Raw genomic sequence first — 17,524 nt, forward strand, 5'->3', positions numbered from 1 at the left:
CATGTCCGGGGACTCCGCTTCTCGCCTCGTGGTTCTTTCCGGACCCGCCGGCGTGGGCAAGTCGACCGTCGTCGACCGGCTCCGCGCCGAGGTCCCGGACCTCTACTTCAGCGTTTCCATGACCACGCGGGCCCCGCGCCCGGGCGAGGTCGACGGCCGGGACTACTTCTTCGTCGACCGCGAGGAATTCGACCGGCGCATCGGGGCCGGCGAGATGCTGGAATGGGCCGACATCCATGGCGGCCTGCAGCGTTCGGGAACCCCCCGACGCCCCGTGGAGGAGGCACTCGCCGCCGGCCGTCCGGTGCTCGTCGAGGTCGACCTCGCCGGAGCCCGGTCGATCCGGCAGTCCTCTCCGGACGCGCACCTGCTTTTCCTCGCCCCTCCCAGCTGGGAGGTTCTCGTGGAGCGGCTCACCGGCCGCGGCACGGAATCCGAGGAGCACATCAAGCGCAGGCTGGAAACGGCGCGCACCGAGATGGACGCGATGGGCGAGTTCGACCAGAGGGTCGTCAACGAGGACGTCGACCGGGCGGTCGCTGAAATCAGCGCGGCACTGCTCGGGAAATGACCCGCCGGCGGTCGGAGCCGGAATGGTTCGCCATTCCGACGCCGCCGCCGGTTTTTCACACGCCGGGGAACCGTCGCCGGGACCCGGCTCGCATGCCTTCGCCGCATGCGGTTCACATACAGGCTTTCACTACCAGGACAGGGAGATCGTCACAGTGACCCAGGACAGCACCGCCGCCCCCGAAGCCGTCTTCGACCCGCCGGTCGGCATCACCAACCCGCCGATCGACGAGCTGCTCAAGACCGCCTCGTCGAAGTACGCGCTGGCGATCTTCGCGGCCAAGCGCGCCCGGCAGATCAACGACTACTACCAGCAGATCGACGAGGGCATGCTCGAGTACGTCGGCCCGCTGGTGACCCCGGGCGTGGCCGAGAAGCCGCTGTCCATCGCGCTGCGCGAGATCAACGCCGGCCTGCTCGAGCACACCGAGGGCTAGGCGGGCTGGGACATGGCGGGTGATGGTCGGCTCAACGTCGTCGTCGGGGTGTCCGGGGGGATCGCCGCCTACAAGGCGTGCCACCTCGTGCGGGCCTTCACCGAACGCGGGCATTCCGTTCGCGTGGTGCCCACGCCTTCGGCCCTCAACTTCGTCGGCGCCGCCACCTTCGAGGCGCTGTCGGGCAACCCGGTGTCGACCCAGGTGTTCGACGCCGTCGACGAGGTCCGCCACGTGCGCGTCGGCCAGGAGGCCGATCTCGTCGTCGTGGCTCCGGCCACCGCCGACCTGATGTCGCGGGCGGCCCACGGCCGCGCCGACGACCTGCTCACCGCGACGTTGCTGGTGGCCACGTGCCCGGTCGTCTACGCGCCGGCCATGCACACCGAGATGTGGAACCATCCCGCCACCCGCGACAACGTCGCCACCCTGCGCCGCCACGGCGCCATCGTCCTCGATCCCGCGCACGGCCGGCTCACCGGCGTCGACACGGGCCCGGGGCGTCTGCCGGAGCCGGAGCAGATCGCCAAGTTCGCGCTGCTGGCCGTGGAGGAGCCCGCGGCGTTCACCCGCGATCTCGAGGGCAAGCGGGTCGTCATCACCGCCGGCGGCACCCGGGAGGCCATCGACCCGGTGCGCTTCATCGGCAACCATTCCTCCGGCCGCCAGGGATTCGCCCTGGCCGACGTCGCCGCCCAGCGCGGCGCCGACGTCACCCTCATCGCCGGCGCCGTCGACGCGCTGGACACCCCGCCCGGCGTGACGCTGCGGTCGATCACCTCGGCCCGCGATCTCGACGCCGCCGTGGCGCAGGAGGCGCAGGGGGCCGACGTGGTCATCATGGCCGCCGCGGTCGCCGATTTCCGTTCCGCCTCCGAGTCCGACGCCAAACTGAAGAAGGGCGCGTCCGACGACGCCCTGTCGCGCATCGACCTGGTGGAGAACCCCGACATCCTCGCCGCCACCGTCCGCCGTCGCGCCGACGGCGAGCTCGACGCCGACACGATCATCGTCGGCTTCGCGGCGGAGACCGGCGACGCGACCGCCACGCCGCTGGAGCATGCCACCGCGAAGCTCGCCCGCAAGGGCTGCGATCTGCTCATGTGCAACGACGTCTCCGGCGGCGCCACCTTCGGCGCCGAAGACAACGTCGGATGGATCCTCTCCGCCGACGGCTCGGTCGACGAGGTGCCGCGCGGTTCCAAGCACGCCGTGGCGTCGCGCATCCTCGACGCCGTGTCCCGCACTGCGGCCGCTCGGGCTTGACGACGGGCGTCGTCACGCGACACGCCCCGTCACCGGCACCCCCTGCGGTACCGAATGAACCGCTTGGTCTATGATTCGGCGGGTACCCAGACAACGAACCCGGCGCGGCGGGAAATGACCGCGCGGTTAGGAAGGCTTTCCGTGGCTCACGACCTTCGCCTGTTCTCCAGCGAATCCGTCACCGAGGGGCATCCGGACAAGATCTGCGACTCGATCTCCGATGCGATCCTCGACGCCCTGCTCGAGGTCGACCCGGACAGCCGCGTCGCCGTCGAAACCGTCGTGACCACCGGCCTGGTCCACGTCGTCGGCGAGGTGTCCACCACCGGTTACGTCGAGATCCCGCGCATCGTCCGCCGTCGCCTCATGGAGATCGGCTTCGACTCGTCGGAGAAGGGCTTCGACGGCACCACCTGCGGCGTGTCGGTGTCCATCGGCGAGCAGTCCCCGGAGATCGCCGACGGCGTCACCGAGTCGCTGGAGTCCCGCAGCTCCGGCGGCGAGATCGAGGCCGACGACCGCGCCGGCGCCGGCGACCAGGGCCTCATGTTCGGCTACGCCGTGCGCGAGACTCCCGAGCTGATGCCCCTGCCGATTGCGCTGGCGCACCGTCTGGCCCGCCGCCTGACGGAGGTGCGCAAGGACGGCACCCTCGACTACCTGCGGCCGGACGGCAAGACCCAGGTCACCGTCGGCTACGACGACAACGACGTGCCGGTCGCGCTGGATACCGTGGTCATTTCCACCCAGCACAACCCGGGCGTCACCCATGCCCGGCTGGAGGAGGACCTGCGCCGCGAGGTCATCGACCCGGTGCTCGGCGCCGAGGGCCTGCCGGACCTCGACGTGTCGGAACTGACGCTGCTGATCAACCCGTCGGGTTCGTTCGTCGTCGGCGGCCCGATGGGCGACGCCGGCCTGACCGGCCGCAAGATCATCGTCGACACCTACGGCGGCATGGCCCGCCACGGCGGCGGCGCGTTCTCGGGCAAGGACCCGTCGAAGGTCGACCGTTCCGCCGCGTACGCCATGCGCTGGGTGGCCAAGAACGTCGTCGCCGCCGGCCTCGCCGACCGCGTGGAGGTGCAGGTGGCCTACGCCATCGGCCGCGCGAATCCGGTGGGCCTGTACGTGGAAACCTTCGGCACGGGCACCGTGGACCGCCGCACCATCGAGGACGCGATCCGCAAGGTGTTCGACCTGCGTCCGGCGGCGATCATCCGGGAGCTGGAGCTCAAGCGCCCGATTTACGCGCAGACCGCGGCCTACGGTCACTTCGGCCGGTCCGACGTGGACCTGCCGTGGGAGCGGGTCAACCGTGTGACGGAGCTGCGTGCGGCGGCGGGCGTGTAGCGCCTCCGTCGATGGGGCATTCGCGGCGGCCCGTCTCTAAGATGGGTTGCCATGACGACGACCCGGGACACCATGGCCGACCGGCCGGTGGCCCGGGTTTTGCCGTTGCTGGGGTTGCCGCAGCTGGACCGGCTTTTCGACTATTCGGTGCCGGAGACGTTGTCGGCGCAGGCGCTGCCGGGCACGCGGGTGCGCATCCGGTTCGCGGGGCAGCTGGTCAACGGCATCGTGTTGGAGCGGGCGGCGTCGGCGGAGCATGAGGGGGCGCTGACGCCGATCAAGGACGTCGTGTCGCCGGAGGTGGTGTATCCGCCGCAGTTGGCGGCGCTGGTCGATTCGCTGGCGGAGCTGTACGCGGGCGTGCGGTCGGACATCATCCGTTCGGCGGTTCCGTCGCGGCATGCGCGGGCGGAGAAGGCGCGTGGCGCGGGTCCGGGGCCGTCGTGGGAGGAGTTGGGGCGGCTGGAGCTTGACGACGTCGACCTGTCGGCATGGAACGCCTACGCCTTCGGAGGGTCTTTTGTGCGGGCGGTGCGCTCCGGGGCCCACGCCAGGGCGGCGTGGCATCCGGCACCGGGGGAGGACGTGGCCGCGCGGTTGGCCGAGTTGGCCGTGACGGTCGCCCGCGACGGCGGTGGGGTGCTCGTCGTCGTGCCGGATCAGCGGGCGCTAGACGCGGTCGAGGCGGCTCTGCGGGAGTTGGTCAGCCCCCGGCAGATCACGACGCTCGCCGCCGGCCTCGGCCCCGAATCGCGGTATCGGCGTTACCTGGACATCCTGCACGGGCAGGGGCGCCTGGTGGTGGGCACTCGGTCGGCGGCGTATGCGCCGGTGCGTAATCTGCGGTTGGCGGTCATCCTCGACGACGGCGACGACAATCTCGTCGATCCCCGCGCCCCGTACATCCACGCCCGCGACGTGCTGGTCACCCGCTCGGCGTTGGAGGGGTGCGCGCTGATCCTCGCGTCGGCGACGCGCACGGCCGAGGTGGAGTTGCTCGTCGAGTCCGGGTGGGCCCACGGACTGGTGCCCACGGTGGAGACGTTGACCGCCCGCATGCCCGACATCGTCGCCACCGCCGACACCGGGGCCGATCCCGAGGACGTCTCCCGCGGCAGGTTGCCCGCCGCGGCATTCCGCATCGCCGCCGCGGCGCTGCGCGACGATCTGCCGGTGCTGGTCCAGGTGCCCCGCAAGGGATACGTGCCCACGTTGGCGTGCGCGCGGTGCGGGACGCCCGCACGGTGCCGGCACTGCAATGGGCCGTTGGAGATTCCGCATGGCCCGTCGCCCGACATGGCCGGCGACGCCGCACCGCCGACGTGCCGTTGGTGCGGCCGAGTCGACGTGCGGCACCGATGCCACTCCTGCGGCGGCACGAGGATCCGCCCGGTGATCATCGGCTCCGACCGCACCGCCGAGGAACTGGGGCGCACGTTCCGGCCGCATCCGGTGATCTCGTCGTCGGGGGAGCGGATCCTCGACGAAGTCAAGGGCGGGGCGCGGATCGTCGTGGCCACTCCCGGCGCCGAGCCGAAGGTGCCCGGCGGTTACGGTGCGGCGCTGATCCTGGACACGTGGGCGACGATGAACCGCCAGGACCTGCGGGCACAGGAGGAGGCGATGGCCACGTGGGCGCGGGCGGTGCATCTGGTGCGGCCGGCGGCTGCGGGCGGACACGTGGTCATCGACGCCGACGCCGCCGTGCCGGTGGTGGGCGACCTGCTCACGTGGGACGTCACCGGCGCCGCCGCCCGGGAACTCGCCGACCGCGACGCCGCCGGACTGCCTCCGGCGACGAGGATGGCGGCGATCGACGGCACCGCCGAGGGCGTGGAGCGCTTCATGGCAGATTTCGAGCCGCCGGAGGGCGCGGAAATCCTCGGCCCGGTCGACATGCCGCCCGGGGGACGGCCGCCGGCGGGCATCGAACCCGGCACGCCGGTGCGTCGGCTGCTCGTGCGAGTGGAGCGCTCGCGGGCCCGGGAGCTCGGCCGGGCGCTGCGGGCCGCCCGGGGCGTGCGCGCCGCCCGCAGGGATCCGGCGCCGGTGCGCGTCATCGTCGACCCGGCGCGCTTCGGGTAGCGGGCGAAACCCGCCGGTGGGGTAGCATCGTGCTTCGATTCCGGGCGCAATCGCCGACCGCCCGGCCCACACCGATCATCCGCAGGAGCTGATGCGAAGCATGTCCGTCCGAGAAATCCGCTTGTTCGGGGACCCCGTCCTGGTGTCCCGCGCCGACGAGGTCACGGCCTTCGACGCGAAGCTGGCCCACCTCGCCGACGACATGCTCGAGACGATGGATTCCGCCGGCGGCGTCGGCCTGGCCGCCAATCAGGTCGGCGTGCTGCAGCGCATTTTCGTCTACGACTGCGACGATCGCCGCGGCGAGCTGGTCAACCCGGTGTGGGAGCCGATCGGAGAGGAGACCGAGGTCTCCGACGAGGGGTGCCTGTCCATCCCGGGCATCGACGCCCCGACCGAGCGGTACCTGCGCGTCCGAGCCACCGGCCAGGATCGCACGGGCACCCCGGTGACCATCGAGGCGGAGGGCCTGCTGGCGCGGTGCATCCAGCACGAGACCGATCACCTCGACGGCGTGCTCTTCCTCAAGCGCCTGACCCCCGACGTACGCAAGGCGGCGATGCGGGAGCTGCGCTCCACCGACTGGTTCCTGGCCGGGAAGTAGGGGACATGCGCCTGATTTTCGCCGGTACCCCGGAGCCCGCCGTTGCCGCGCTGCGTGCGCTCATCGAGCATCCCGGCCACGAGGTCGTCGCCGTGCTCACCCGTCCCGACGCCCGCGTCGGGCGGGGCCGTTCCCTCAAGCCGTCGCCGGTCAAGGCCGTTGCGGTGGAGCACGGCATCGAGGTCATCGAGCCGACGTCGCTTGCCGACGACGACGCGCGGGCCCGTTTGGCCGAACTCGCCCCGGACTGCATTCCCGTGGTGGCGTACGGAAACCTCGTGCCGAAGGATCTGCTGGACCTGCCCCGCCACGGCTGGGTGAACCTGCACTTCTCGGTGTTGCCCGCGTGGCGTGGCGCCGCGCCGGTGCAGGCGGCCATCGCCGCCGGCGACGAGATCACGGGGGCCTCGACGTTCCTGATCGAGGAGGGCCTGGACACCGGGCCGGTGTTCGGCACGGTCACGGAGACGATCAAGCCCACCGACACCGCCGATGATCTGCTCACCCGTCTCGCCGATTCCGGCGCGACGCTGTTGGCGGCCACGATGGACGGCCTGGAGGCCGGTCGCCTGCGCCCCGAGCCGCAGTCCGACGACGGGGTCAGCCACGCGTCGAAGATCACGCCGGACGATGCCCGCATCGACTGGTCGAGGCCGGCGCACCTCATCGATCGCCGCATCCGCGCCCACACCCCGGCGCCGGGTGCGTGGACGATGCTCGGCGACGACCGCATCAAGGTCGGGCCGGTCACCCCGCTCGACGCCGACGCTGAACTCGGCGAAGGCCGCATCCGCGTGGAGAAGAAGCGCGTCCTCGTCGGCGCGGGCGGCGGCACCGCCGTGGCGTTGGGCCAGGTGCAGCCCCCGGGCAAGCGGATGATGAACGCGGTGGACTGGGCGCGCGGCGCCCGACCGGACGAGGGGACGATGGTCTAAATGCCCGAACGGCGCTCGAAGAACACCCGCCGCCGCAACGCCGCCGGACAGCGACGCGGACAGCGCGGACGGGACCAACGGGGCAACCAGAGCAACCATGGGAATCAGGGCGGCCAGCGTCGCAAGGCCAGCGCCATCGACGCCCCGCGCCAGGTCGCGCTCGACGTCCTCGGAGCCGTCCGAACCGACGGCGCCTACGCCAACCTCACGCTGCCGAAGGAACTGCGCGCCCGGAACATCACCGGCCGGGACGCGGCCTTCGCCACGGAACTGACCTACGGCACCCTGCGCGCGCAGGGCCTGCTCGACGCCGTGCTGGCGGAGGCGTCGACGCGTCCGCTCGACCAGATCGACCCCGAGGTCCTCGACGTGCTGCGCCTCGGCGCTTACCAGCTGCTACGCACCCGCGTCGGCGCCCACGCCGCCGTCGACACGTCGGTGCGCGCGGTCATCGGCGCGGGCAAGGTCGGGGCGAAGGGCTTCGTCAACGCCATCCTGCGCACGGTCTCCCGCAAGACCGAGGAGGAATGGGCGGCCGAGGTCGCCCCCGACGCCGGCCGCGATCCGGTGGGGCACCTGGCGCTCAAGCACGGACATCCCCGCTGGATCGCCGACGCCTTCGCCCAGGCGCTGGGATCCCGCGCCGGAGAACTCGCAGACGCCTTGGCGGCCGATGATGCACGACCGATCGTCCATCTCGTCGCAAAGCCCGGAGAGATCTCCGCGGAAGAGCTGGCCCTCATCACCGGCGGCGAAGAAGGCCCGTGGTCCCCGTACTGCGTGCGCCTGGAATCCGGCGACCCCGGCGACCTGGCGCCCGTCAAGGAGCGGCTGGCCGCCGTGCAGGACGAGGGCTCGCAGCTCATCGCCCGTGCCGTCACCATGGCCCCCCTGGACGGCGACGACGGCGGCCGCTGGCTCGACCTGTGCGCGGGCCCCGGCGGCAAGGCGGCCTTCCTCGGCGGCATCGCCGCAATCGAAGGCGCGACCGTCGACGCCGTCGAACCGGTGAAGAAGCGCGCCGGCCTCGTCGAAAACTCCGTGCGGGGACTGCCCGTCACCGTGCACGTCACCGACGGGCGCGACCCCGGACTCGAACCCGGATACGACCGCATCCTCGTCGACGCGCCGTGCTCCGGCCTCGGATCGCTGCGCCGACGCCCCGAGGCGCGCTGGCGCAAATCCACCGACGATCTGCCCGCCCTGACGAAACTTCAGGGCGAGCTGCTGGAATCGGCGGCGAAACTCGCCCGCCCGGGCGGCATCATCGTCTACTCGACGTGCTCGCCGCACCTGCGCGAAACCCGCGGCGCCATCGACCGGGCCGTCCGCCGACTGGGACTGGAGGAACTCGACGGCCGCGCGCTCGTCGAACCGATGGGCGACGTCGGCGACGGCCCGTCGGTGCAGATGTGGCCGCACCGCCACGGCACCGACGCGATGTTCTTCGCCGTGCTGCGCAAGCCCGCGTAGCCCGGTTCGGGGGCGCGGTAGGCTGTGGGGGTATGAGCACCCCGATCATCGCGCCCTCGATCCTCGCCGCCGACTTCGCCCGACTCGACCGGGAAATCGACGCGGTCTCCGACGCCGACTGGATCCACATCGACGTCATGGACGGCCACTTCGTGCCCAACCTCTCCTTCGGCGTGCCCGTCATGGCCGCCGTGGCGAAGGTGACCGACAAGCCCCTCGACGTGCATCTCATGATCGAGGAGCCCGAAAAGTGGGTCGACGGCTACGTCGACGCCGGCGCCGCCGGGGTGACCTTCCACGTCGAAGCCTCGCCCGACCCCGTCGCCCTGGCCCGCAAATTGCGCGAGGCCGGCGTCCGCGCGGGCATTTCCGTCCGCCCCGGCACGCCGATCGAGCCGTGGCTGGAGCACCTCAACGAATTCGACCTGGTGCTGGTCATGAGCGTCGAGCCCGGCTTCGGCGGGCAATCGTTCATGCCGGAGCAGCTCGAGAAGGTCCGCATCCTGCGCAACCAGATCGACCTTCGCGGGCTGGGCACCATCATCGAAATCGACGGCGGCATCGGCGCCGGGACCATCGCCGACGCGGCCGAGGCCGGTTGCGACGCCTTCGTCGCGGGCTCCGCCGTCTACGGCGCGGAGGTGCCCAACGACGCCGTCAACGAACTTCGCGCGCTGGCCGTCGAGGGCCGCCAGCGCGACGGCGACAACTAGCCGGGATCGCCGCCCGGAAACGTCAACCAGGAAAGTCGAGGCCGCCATGCCCCTGTTCACCGACCTCGTCGCCGCGTCGGCGCTGTCGCCGGACCAGGCGATGCGCACCGCCATCGCCGCAGCCGAGCGCGTGCGCGGCACCACGTCGCCGAACCCGCCCGTCGGTTGCGTCATCCTCGACGCCTCCGGCATTCCGGTCGCCGTCGCCGGCACCGATCCGGTCGGCGGACCCCACGCCGAGGCCCAGGCCCTGGAAGCGGCCGGGGAGCGGGCCCGGGGAGGCACGGCCGTCGTCACGCTCGAGCCCTGCCACCACCACGGGCGCACCGGCCCGTGCACCGGGGAACTGCTCGACGCCGGAGTGGCGAAGGTCATCTACGGCGTCGCGGATCCCAACCCCGTCGCCGCCGGCGGGGCGGACTGGCTCGACGCCAGGGGAGTCACCGTCATCGGCGGGACCCTGCGCGGCGAGATCGCCGACGGCGTCCTGCGCCCGTGGCTGCACTGGCAGGCCACCCGCCGCCCGCACATCACCTTGAAGACCGCCGGCACCGTCGACGGACTCGCCGCCGCCACGGACGGCTCCTCGCAGTGGATCACCGGTGAAGCGGCCCGGGCGCGAGTCCACGTCGACCGTTCGCGCCGCGACGCCATCATCGTCGGCACCGGCACCGTCCTCGCCGACGACCCGCGACTGACCGCCCGCGACCCGCAGGGAGTTCCGTACCCCAACCAGCCGCTGCGCGTGGCAGTGGGCCGCAAGGAAATCCCGGAGGACGCCGCCATCCGCGGGGGGTTCCTGCCGGGCGAGCGCGTCGATCCGGCGATCGCGTCGACCGACATGTTCCGGCACATCCAAACCCGCGACATGTCCCAGGTCGTCGACGTCCTCGCCGACCTCGGCATGATCGACGTCCTCGTCGAGGGCGGCCCCCGACTGGCCGGCGCGTTCCTGGAGGCCGGCCTGGTCGACGCCGTCGAGTCCTACATCGCGCCGGGGCTGCTCGGGGCGGGCACCGCGGTGGTGGACACCGGAGCGGCGACGACCGTCGACGACATCGTCCGGTTCCGCACCGTCGGCGTCGAACTGCTCGGCGACGACGTGCTCGTCAGGTCCGTGCGCCGCAATTGATCGTCGAGGCTCGGCCGATCGCCGCATGACCCCGCGTGCCGGACGGGCCCGAGCCGAACCGATCAATACCGTTCACAACCGAACACACACCAATCGAAGAAACCCACGCCGGAGACGCCGGCACCGAACACCAGAGAGGAACGACCACCCGTGTTCACCGGAATCGTCGAGGAGCTCGGCCGCGTGGCCGCGATCGAGGACCAGGGCGACGCCATTCGCCTCACCATCGGCTGCACGACCGCGGTCTCCGACGCCAAGCTCGGCGACTCCATCGCAGTCAACGGAGTGTGCTTGACCGTCGCCGAGTTCGACGAGACCGGCTTCACCGCCGACGTCATGCAGGAATCCCTGGACCGCACCAGCCTGGGCGGTCTCGCCGTGGGCTCGCCCGTCAACCTCGAACGCGCCGTCGCCGCCGGCGCACGCCTCGGCGGCCACATCGTCCAGGGCCACGTCGACGGCACCGGCGCGATCGTGTCGCGCACGCCCGGCGAGCACTGGGAGGTCGTTCGCATCTCGCTTCCCGACGACCTCGACCGCTACGTCGTCGAAAAGGGATCGATCGCCGTGGACGGCACGTCGCTGACCGTCTCGGCCCTCGGCGGCGACGCCGGTGCGCGGTGGTTCGAGGTCAGCCTCATCCCGACGACGCTGGCCGACACCGTCCTGGGCACGCTCGACGCCGGCGCGACGGTGAATCTGGAGGTCGACGCGGTGGCCAAGTACATCGAGAAATTGCTGCCCCGATAAGCTCATGGCCGTGATTGAACTGGACAGCGTGGAACGGGCCATCGCCGACATCGCCGCCGGCAAGGCCGTGGTGGTCGTCGACGACGAGCACCGCGAAAACGAAGGCGACATCATCTTCGCCGCCGAGAAGGCGACGCCGGAGCTGGTCGCCTTCACGGTGCGGTACTCCTCGGGATACATTTGCGCGCCCCTGACCGGCGCGGATTGCGACCGGTTGGGGCTGCCGCCCATGGTGGCCCGCAACGAGGACGTCCGCGGCACCGCGTACACGGTCACCGTCGACGCGGCGACCGGGTCGACCGGCATTTCGGCCGCCGACCGCGCGTACACCATCCAACGGCTCGCCGCCGCAAACTCGACGGCGACGGAGTTCACGCGCCCCGGCCACGTCGTGCCGCTGCGCGCGAAGGAGGGCGGCGTGCTCACCCGGGCCGGCCACACCGAAGCCGCGGTGGACCTGGCTCGCCTCGCGGGTCTGCGCCCGGCCGGCGTGCTGTGCGAGGTCGTGTCCGAAGAGAATCCGACCGGCATGGCCCGCACTCCGGAGCTGCGCAGGTTCTGCGACGAGCATGGTCTGGCGTTGATCTCCATCGAGCAGCTCATCGAGTACCGCCGCCGCCACGAGCACTTGGTGGAGCGGGTCGTGGAGACCCGGATGCCCACCGAGTTCGGGGAGTTCCGGGCGGTGGGCTACCGCAGTCTCGTCGACGGCGTGGAGCACGTCGCCCTGGTCGTCGGCGATCCCGCCTCCGACGAGGGCTCGGATGTCCTGGTGCGCGTGCATTCCGAGTGCCTGACCGGCGACGTCTTCGGTTCGCGGCGCTGCGACTGCGGCCAGCAGCTGCACAAGTCGATGGAGATCGTCCAGGCCGCGGGCCGGGGCGTCATCCTGTACATGCGGGGCCACGAGGGCCGGGGCATCGGTCTCATGCACAAACTCGAGGCGTACCACCTGCAGGACGAGGGCGCCGACACCGTCGACGCCAACCTGAAGCTGGGCCTGCCCGCCGACGCCCGCGAGTACGGCACGGGCGCGCAGATCCTCCGGGATCTCGGCGTGCGGTCGATGGCGCTGCTGACCAACAACCCGACCAAGCGGGCGGGCCTGGGCGGCTACGGCCTGGAGATGAGCCGCCGCGTGCCGGTGCCCGTGGAGGTCAACGCGGACAACGTGCGGTACCTGACCACCAAGCAGCAGCGGATGGGGCATGACCTGCCGTGGCTGTCCGACTACATTGGTGGCGAAGGCGATCAGGAGGAGAAGAAGTGAGCGGAGCCGGACTGCCCGACATCGAGATTCCCGACGCGGAGGGGATGAGCGTCGCCATCGTCACCGCCCACTGGAACGCCGACATCACGGGCCAGCTTCGGGCCAACGCGATCGAGGCGGCATCCGGGGCCGGCGCGCTGGTCCACGACTACACGGTCGTCGGCGCCCTGGAGCTTCCGGTGGTCGTTCAGGCGCTTGCCGACGATCACGACGCGGTGGTCGCGCTGGGATGCGTCATCCGCGGTGGCACGCCCCACTTCGATTACGTCTGCGATTCGGTGACCGAGGGCTTGACGCGGGTTTCGCTCGACCATCGCACGCCCGTCGGCAACGGCGTGCTGACCTGCGACACGCACGAGCAGGCGGTGGCCCGGTCGGGTGCGCCGGGTTCGGTCGAGGACAAGGGCCGAGAGGCCACCATCGCCGCGCTGCACACCGCGGCATTGCTGCGCGCCCTGGGCGAGGAGTGAACGACGTGAGCGACAACAAGAGCGACAACAAGACGGCCGACCGCACGGATTCGGGCTGGGAGCTGGAGGTCACCTCCAGGACCATGAAGCTGTGGGCCTGGGGCTCGGTGGCGGTGGTCATGGCGGTGCACATCTTCATGGGCTTCGTCGTCGACGTCGGCGACACCGGCGCCCAGGTCACGCCGATCGACGTGCTGGCGTTTCCGATTCTGGGCCTGGTCATCTCCGCCGCATGCCTGCTGATGCTGCGTCCCCGCGTGCGCGTCAACTCCCGCGGCGTCGAGGTCCGCAACTTCCTGGGCGCCCGGTTCTACCCGTGGGACGTCGTCCACGGCCTGAGCTTCCCGGCCGATTCCCGGTGGGCCCGCCTGGAGCTGCCCGAGTTCGAGTTCGTGCCCATGTGGGCGCTGCAGGCCCGCGACGGCGCCGCAGTCGTGGAGGCCGTGCGCCGCTTCCGCGAACTCGAGGACCGCTACATGCCGGAAGACTGATGGCGGATCCCTCCACGTACCGCCCGGCGCCGGGGACCATCCCGGTTGAGCCGGGCGTTTACCGTTTCCTCGACGACGGCGGCCGCGTCCTCTACGTCGGCAAGGCGAAGAACCTGCGCGCCCGGCTGTCGAACTATTTCCAGGACGTCGCGAATCTGCACCCGCGCACGCGGCAAATGGTGCTGTCGGCGTCGAAGGTGATCTGGACCGTCGTGCGCACCGAGGTCGAGGCTCTCCAACTGGAGTACACCTGGATCAAGCGCTACGACCCGCGGTTCAACGTCATGTACCGCGACGACAAGAGCTACCCGATGCTGGCCGTCAGCGTCGGCGAGCAGTTCCCGAGGATGTTCCTCTACCGCGGCCCGCGCCGCAAGGGCGTCCGGTACTTCGGCCCTTATTCCCACGCCTGGGCCATCCGGGAAACGCTCGACCTGCTCATCCGGGTGTTCCCGGCCCGCACGTGTTCGAAGGGCGTCTTCAACCGTCATCAGCAGCTGGGCCGGCCCTGCCTGCTCGGGTACATCGACAAGTGCTCGGCGCCCTGCGTCGGTCGGGTGTCGGCCGCGGAGCACCGCGAGATCGTCGACGGCTTCATCTCCTTCATGGCCGGCAACACCGGGCCGCTGACCGCGCAGCTGCGCCGGGACATGAACGCCGCCGCCGAGGAGCTCGACTTCGAAAAGGCCGCGAAGATCCGCGACGATCTCGCCGCGGTGGAGAAGGTCATGGAAAAGCAGGCCGTCGTCCTCGGCGACGCCACCGACGCGGACTTCATCGCCTTCGCCACCGACGAGTTGGAGGCGGCGGTGCAGATCTTCCACGTCCGCCGGGGCCGCATCCACGGCCAGCGCGGCTGGGTCGTCGAAAAGTCCGGCGACTCGGAGACCGGTCCGTTGCCGGACGACGCGCCGGATCCCGCGTTGCCGAAGTTGCTGTCCACGTTCCTCACGCAGTTCTACGGCGACGCCGCCGAGCACGCGAAGGTCGACGGAGACGACTCCAACGGAGCCGCCGACGCCGTGCCGCGGCAGATTCTCGTCCAGGTCTCGCCGGAAAACGCGGATGAGGTCGAAAGCTTCCTGCGCGACATCCGCGGCACCGCCGTCGACGTCCACGTTCCCCAACGCGGCGACAAGAAGGCCCTGTTGGAGACCGTCCACCGAAACGCGGTCGAGGCCCTGGCCCAGCACAAGATCAAGCGCAGCGGCGACCTCACCGCCCGCTCCCAGGCATTGGAGGGCATTCGCGACGCGCTGTTCATGGACGAGGCCCCGCTGCGCATCGAATGCACGGACATCTCGCACATCCAGGGCACAGACGTCGTGGCCTCACTCGTCGTCTTCGAAGACGGTCTGCCCCGCAAGGTCGACTACCGCCGCTACCGCATCAAGGACGCCGCCGGCGATGGCCGCTCCGACGACGTCGCCTCCATCGCGGAGGTCGTTCGCCGCCGCTTCCGCCGCCACGCCGAAGACAAGCTCGCCGTGCCCGACGACGAATCGGTCATGTTCGAGGAAGAGGCTGCGGGAGAGTCCGACGGGTCGTCGCAAAGCGTCGTGGAGGAGTCGGTCAGCGGGCGCAAGTTCGCCTACCCGCCGAACCTGTTCATCGTCGACGGCGGTGCGCCCCAAGTCGCCGCCGCGCAGGAGGTCCTCGACGACCTCGGCGTCACCGACGTCACCCTCGTCGGACTGGCCAAGCGACTCGAGGAAATCTGGGTGCCCGGCGACGACGAACCGGTGATCCTGCCGCGCAACTCCGAGGCGATGTACCTCATGCAGCGCATCCGCGACGAAGCCCACCGCTTCGCCATCGGCTACCACCGGCAGCAGCGGTCCAAGCGCATGCGGGCCTCGGTCCTCGACGACATCAAGGGCCTGGGGCCGCAGCGCAGGTCGGAACTGGTCAAGCACTTCGGCTCGGTGGCCAAGCTCAAGCGCGCCACCGTCGACGAGATCCGCGAAGTGCCCGGATTCGGCCCCGCCCTGGCGCAGTCCGTGCACGAAGCGCTGCACGGCGATCGCACGTAGGGTGGACGCATGACCACAGTCAACGCCGGTGCAGCAGAACCCGACACGTCACTGGTCCTCATCACGGGCATGTCCGGGTCCGGCCGCAACACCGCCGCAGCCGTCCTCGAGGAAATGGGCTGGTACGTCGCCGACAACCTGCCGCCCGAGTTGATCATGCGCATGGTGGAGCTCTCCTTCGAGGCGGATTCGCCCGTGGAGCGCCTCGCCATCGTCACCGACGTGCGGTCCCGCGCCTTCGCCGGTTCGCTCGGCGACGTCCTGGACCGGCTGCACGAAAGCGGCCGCCGGCCGATGGTGATCTTCCTCGACGCCGACGACGACACGCTCATCGCCCGCTACGACTCGGTCCGCCGCACGCACCCGCTGCAGGAATCCGGGACGCTGACCCAGGGCATCGAGCGGGAGCGGCAGATGCTCGCCGGCATCAAGGCCATGTCGGACCTTGTGCTGGACACGTCGCGGATGTCCGTCCACGACCTGCGCCGCGCGCTGGAGGTCCACTTCTCGGATCCGGCGTCGCGCGGACAGCGGGTGACCATCCAATCCTTCGGTTTCAAGCACGGCGCCCCGCGCGACGCCGACCTGCTGCTCGACGTCCGTTTCCTGCCCAACCCGTACTGGGTGCCGGGCCTGCGGTCGGGTCGCGGCACGGACCGGGAGGTGGCCGCCTACGTGCTCGAGCAGGAGGACGCCCCGCGCTGGCTGGACACCGTCGAGCAGCTCGTTTCGGTGATCCTGCCCGGGTACCGCCGCGAGGGAAAGAACCACATGTCCATCGCCATCGGCTGCACCGGCGGCCACCACCGCAGCGTTGCCATGTCGGAGGCGCTGGGCCGCAGGCTCGGCGAGTTCAACGGCATCGACGTCAACGTCATCCACCGCGACATCGAGCGGGGTTGACCGGGAGCGCCGTTTTCGCCGCCGGATCCCGATTCGACTCGACCCCAGAGGAGCCTTACCCCATGACCGCCATCACGAGCCTCGGCGGAGGCCACGGGCTGTTCGCGACGCTGCGCGCCGTCCGCCGCATCGCCGAGGACGTCACCGCCGTGGTCACGGTCGCCGACGACGGCGGCTCGTCCGGACGCCTGCGTCGCGAGCTGGGCCAGATCCCGCCGGGCGATCTGCGCATGGCGTTGGCGGCGCTGTCTGCGGAGGACGAGCGCGGGAAGCTGTGGGAGGAGGTCCTGCAGCACCGGTTCGGCGGCACGGGCGCGCTGGCCGGGCATGCGGTGGGCAATCTCATCATCGCGGGGTTGACCAGCGTGCTCGGCAGCGAGGTCGCCGCGCTCGACGAGGTCGGTTCTCTGTTGGGCATCTACGGCCGGGTGCTGCCGATGTCGCCGCTGCCGTTGGACATCGAGGCGGAGGTCGTGGGCCTGGAGGACGACGCCCGCGTGGTGCGCCCCGTGCGCGGTCAGGTCGCCGTCGCCACGACGCCGGGTCAGGTGCGGCGCATCCGGTTGATCCCGGAGCAGCCGCCGGCCACGCCGGACGCGGTGGACGCGATCCTCGCCGCGGACATGGTCACGCTCGGCCCGGGTTCGTGGTTCACGTCGGTGCTGCCGCATCTGCAGGTGCCGGAGTTGGTGCAGGCGTTGCGGGACACGACGGCGCATCGGGTGGTCGTTCTCAACCTGTCGTCGGAGCCGGGGGAGACCGCGGGCTTTTCGTCGGAACGTCACCTGCACATGCTGGCCCAGCATGCGCCGGATCTGACGCTGGACACCATCCTCGTCGACGAGTCGACGATGGGCGGCCGGTCCGAGCGCGGGTACCTGGAGCGGGCGGCGGCGACGCTGTCGGCGGAGGTGGTGTACGCCGACGTGCGCGAGCTTGACGACGACGGCGGGTGGACGGAGCGGCACGACCCCGTGAAGGTCGCCTCCGCACTGGGGGAATTGCTGGCCCGGTAGGCGGGGTCGCTAGACTGCGCTGC

17 protein-coding genes are annotated in these 17,524 nt (G+C 70.9%); all 17 read left to right on the forward strand.

Features of this window, described 5'->3' with window-relative positions; all coding sequences use genetic code 11:
• Nucleotide 1 precedes the first annotated feature (1 nt).
• Nucleotides 2-571, forward strand: a complete 570-nt coding sequence (gene gmk / locus CFREN_RS06780) for a guanylate kinase (protein ID WP_209652962.1) — start codon at nt 2-4, stop codon at nt 569-571.
• Nucleotides 572-725: 154 nt separating this feature from the next.
• Complete coding sequence (rpoZ, locus tag CFREN_RS06785; protein WP_209652960.1) at nt 726-1,007, forward strand: DNA-directed RNA polymerase subunit omega; 282 nt, start codon at nt 726-728, stop codon at nt 1,005-1,007.
• 12 nt (nt 1,008-1,019) lie between these two features.
• A complete protein-coding gene (coaBC, locus tag CFREN_RS06790) occupies nt 1,020-2,273 on the forward strand; it encodes a bifunctional phosphopantothenoylcysteine decarboxylase/phosphopantothenate--cysteine ligase CoaBC (RefSeq protein WP_209652958.1) in 1,254 nt (417 codons plus the stop codon).
• A 114-nt stretch (nt 2,274-2,387) separates the two neighbouring features.
• Nucleotides 2,388-3,626, forward strand: coding sequence for a methionine adenosyltransferase (gene metK / locus CFREN_RS06795; protein ID WP_209652955.1), 1,239 nt, complete (start codon nt 2,388-2,390; stop codon nt 3,624-3,626).
• A gap of 51 nt (nt 3,627-3,677) precedes the next feature.
• On the forward strand, nt 3,678-5,711 hold the full coding sequence (locus CFREN_RS06800; RefSeq protein WP_209652953.1) for a primosomal protein N': 2,034 nt from the start codon (nt 3,678-3,680) through the stop codon (nt 5,709-5,711).
• 100 nt (nt 5,712-5,811) lie between these two features.
• On the forward strand, nt 5,812-6,315 hold the full coding sequence (gene def / locus CFREN_RS06805) for a peptide deformylase (RefSeq protein WP_070522404.1): 504 nt from the start codon (nt 5,812-5,814) through the stop codon (nt 6,313-6,315).
• A 5-nt stretch (nt 6,316-6,320) separates the two neighbouring features.
• The gene (fmt, locus tag CFREN_RS06810) at nt 6,321-7,250 is read left to right on the forward strand and encodes a methionyl-tRNA formyltransferase (protein WP_209652951.1); all 930 of its coding nucleotides are present in this window, start codon (nt 6,321-6,323) and stop codon (nt 7,248-7,250) included.
• Nucleotides 7,251-8,723 carry an RsmB/NOP family class I SAM-dependent RNA methyltransferase gene (locus CFREN_RS06815; protein WP_209652949.1) on the forward strand — a complete coding sequence of 491 codons (1,473 nt, stop codon included), beginning with the start codon at nt 7,251-7,253 and terminating at the stop codon, nt 8,721-8,723.
• A 32-nt stretch (nt 8,724-8,755) separates the two neighbouring features.
• On the forward strand, nt 8,756-9,436 hold the full coding sequence (gene rpe / locus CFREN_RS06820; RefSeq protein ID WP_070522395.1) for a ribulose-phosphate 3-epimerase: 681 nt from the start codon (nt 8,756-8,758) through the stop codon (nt 9,434-9,436).
• A 46-nt stretch (nt 9,437-9,482) separates the two neighbouring features.
• Nucleotides 9,483-10,568 (forward strand): bifunctional diaminohydroxyphosphoribosylaminopyrimidine deaminase/5-amino-6-(5-phosphoribosylamino)uracil reductase RibD, encoded by a 1,086-nt coding sequence (gene ribD, locus CFREN_RS06825; protein WP_070522392.1) that lies wholly within the window; start codon nt 9,483-9,485, stop codon nt 10,566-10,568.
• A 150-nt stretch (nt 10,569-10,718) separates the two neighbouring features.
• Nucleotides 10,719-11,318 (forward strand): riboflavin synthase, encoded by a 600-nt coding sequence (locus tag CFREN_RS06830; RefSeq protein ID WP_070522388.1) that lies wholly within the window; start codon nt 10,719-10,721, stop codon nt 11,316-11,318.
• A gap of 10 nt (nt 11,319-11,328) precedes the next feature.
• Nucleotides 11,329-12,588, forward strand: a complete 1,260-nt coding sequence (locus CFREN_RS06835) for a bifunctional 3,4-dihydroxy-2-butanone-4-phosphate synthase/GTP cyclohydrolase II (RefSeq protein WP_396022093.1) — start codon at nt 11,329-11,331, stop codon at nt 12,586-12,588.
• The gene (gene ribH, locus CFREN_RS06840; RefSeq protein WP_070522382.1) at nt 12,585-13,058 is read left to right on the forward strand and encodes a 6,7-dimethyl-8-ribityllumazine synthase; all 474 of its coding nucleotides are present in this window, start codon (nt 12,585-12,587) and stop codon (nt 13,056-13,058) included. Before CFREN_RS06835 ends, ribH begins: the two co-directional genes overlap by 4 nt.
• A 5-nt stretch (nt 13,059-13,063) precedes the next feature.
• The gene (locus tag CFREN_RS06845) at nt 13,064-13,549 is read left to right on the forward strand and encodes a PH domain-containing protein (protein ID WP_246580197.1); all 486 of its coding nucleotides are present in this window, start codon (nt 13,064-13,066) and stop codon (nt 13,547-13,549) included.
• Nucleotides 13,549-15,582, forward strand: a complete 2,034-nt coding sequence (uvrC, locus tag CFREN_RS06850) for an excinuclease ABC subunit UvrC (protein WP_070522379.1) — start codon at nt 13,549-13,551, stop codon at nt 15,580-15,582. The genes CFREN_RS06845 and uvrC overlap by 1 nt, the downstream gene beginning before the upstream one ends.
• Nucleotides 15,583-15,591: 9 nt before the next feature.
• Nucleotides 15,592-16,485, forward strand: coding sequence for an RNase adapter RapZ (rapZ, locus tag CFREN_RS06855; protein WP_070522376.1), 894 nt, complete (start codon nt 15,592-15,594; stop codon nt 16,483-16,485).
• Between the two features lie 62 nt (nt 16,486-16,547).
• Nucleotides 16,548-17,501, forward strand: coding sequence for a gluconeogenesis factor YvcK family protein (locus CFREN_RS06860; protein WP_070522373.1), 954 nt, complete (start codon nt 16,548-16,550; stop codon nt 17,499-17,501).
• Nucleotides 17,502-17,524 lie beyond the last annotated feature (23 nt).

Origin of the sequence: Corynebacterium freneyi (assembly GCF_030408835.1) — a bacterium.
GTDB classification, from domain to species: Bacteria; Actinomycetota; Actinomycetes; order Mycobacteriales; family Mycobacteriaceae; genus Corynebacterium; species Corynebacterium freneyi.

Excerpts from the sequence above, each read along its gene's own strand:
- gmk (WP_209652962.1), top strand. The coding sequence starts at position 2 with ATGTCCGGGGACTCCGCTTCTCGCCTCGTGGTTCTTTCCGGACCCGCC.
- coaBC (WP_209652958.1), top strand. The coding sequence starts at position 1,020 with ATGGCGGGTGATGGTCGGCTCAACGTCGTCGTCGGGGTGTCCGGGGGG.
- metK (WP_209652955.1), top strand. The coding sequence starts at position 2,388 with ATGACCGCGCGGTTAGGAAGGCTTTCCGTGGCTCACGACCTTCGCCTG.
- CFREN_RS06800 (WP_209652953.1), top strand. The coding sequence starts at position 3,678 with ATGACGACGACCCGGGACACCATGGCCGACCGGCCGGTGGCCCGGGTT.
- def (WP_070522404.1), top strand. The coding sequence starts at position 5,812 with ATGTCCGTCCGAGAAATCCGCTTGTTCGGGGACCCCGTCCTGGTGTCC.
- fmt (WP_209652951.1), top strand. The coding sequence starts at position 6,321 with ATGCGCCTGATTTTCGCCGGTACCCCGGAGCCCGCCGTTGCCGCGCTG.
- CFREN_RS06815 (WP_209652949.1), top strand. The coding sequence starts at position 7,251 with ATGCCCGAACGGCGCTCGAAGAACACCCGCCGCCGCAACGCCGCCGGA.
- rpe (WP_070522395.1), top strand. The coding sequence starts at position 8,756 with ATGAGCACCCCGATCATCGCGCCCTCGATCCTCGCCGCCGACTTCGCC.
- ribD (WP_070522392.1), top strand. The coding sequence starts at position 9,483 with ATGCCCCTGTTCACCGACCTCGTCGCCGCGTCGGCGCTGTCGCCGGAC.
- uvrC (WP_070522379.1), top strand. The coding sequence starts at position 13,549 with ATGGCGGATCCCTCCACGTACCGCCCGGCGCCGGGGACCATCCCGGTT.
- rapZ (WP_070522376.1), top strand. The coding sequence starts at position 15,592 with ATGACCACAGTCAACGCCGGTGCAGCAGAACCCGACACGTCACTGGTC.
- CFREN_RS06860 (WP_070522373.1), top strand. The coding sequence starts at position 16,548 with ATGACCGCCATCACGAGCCTCGGCGGAGGCCACGGGCTGTTCGCGACG.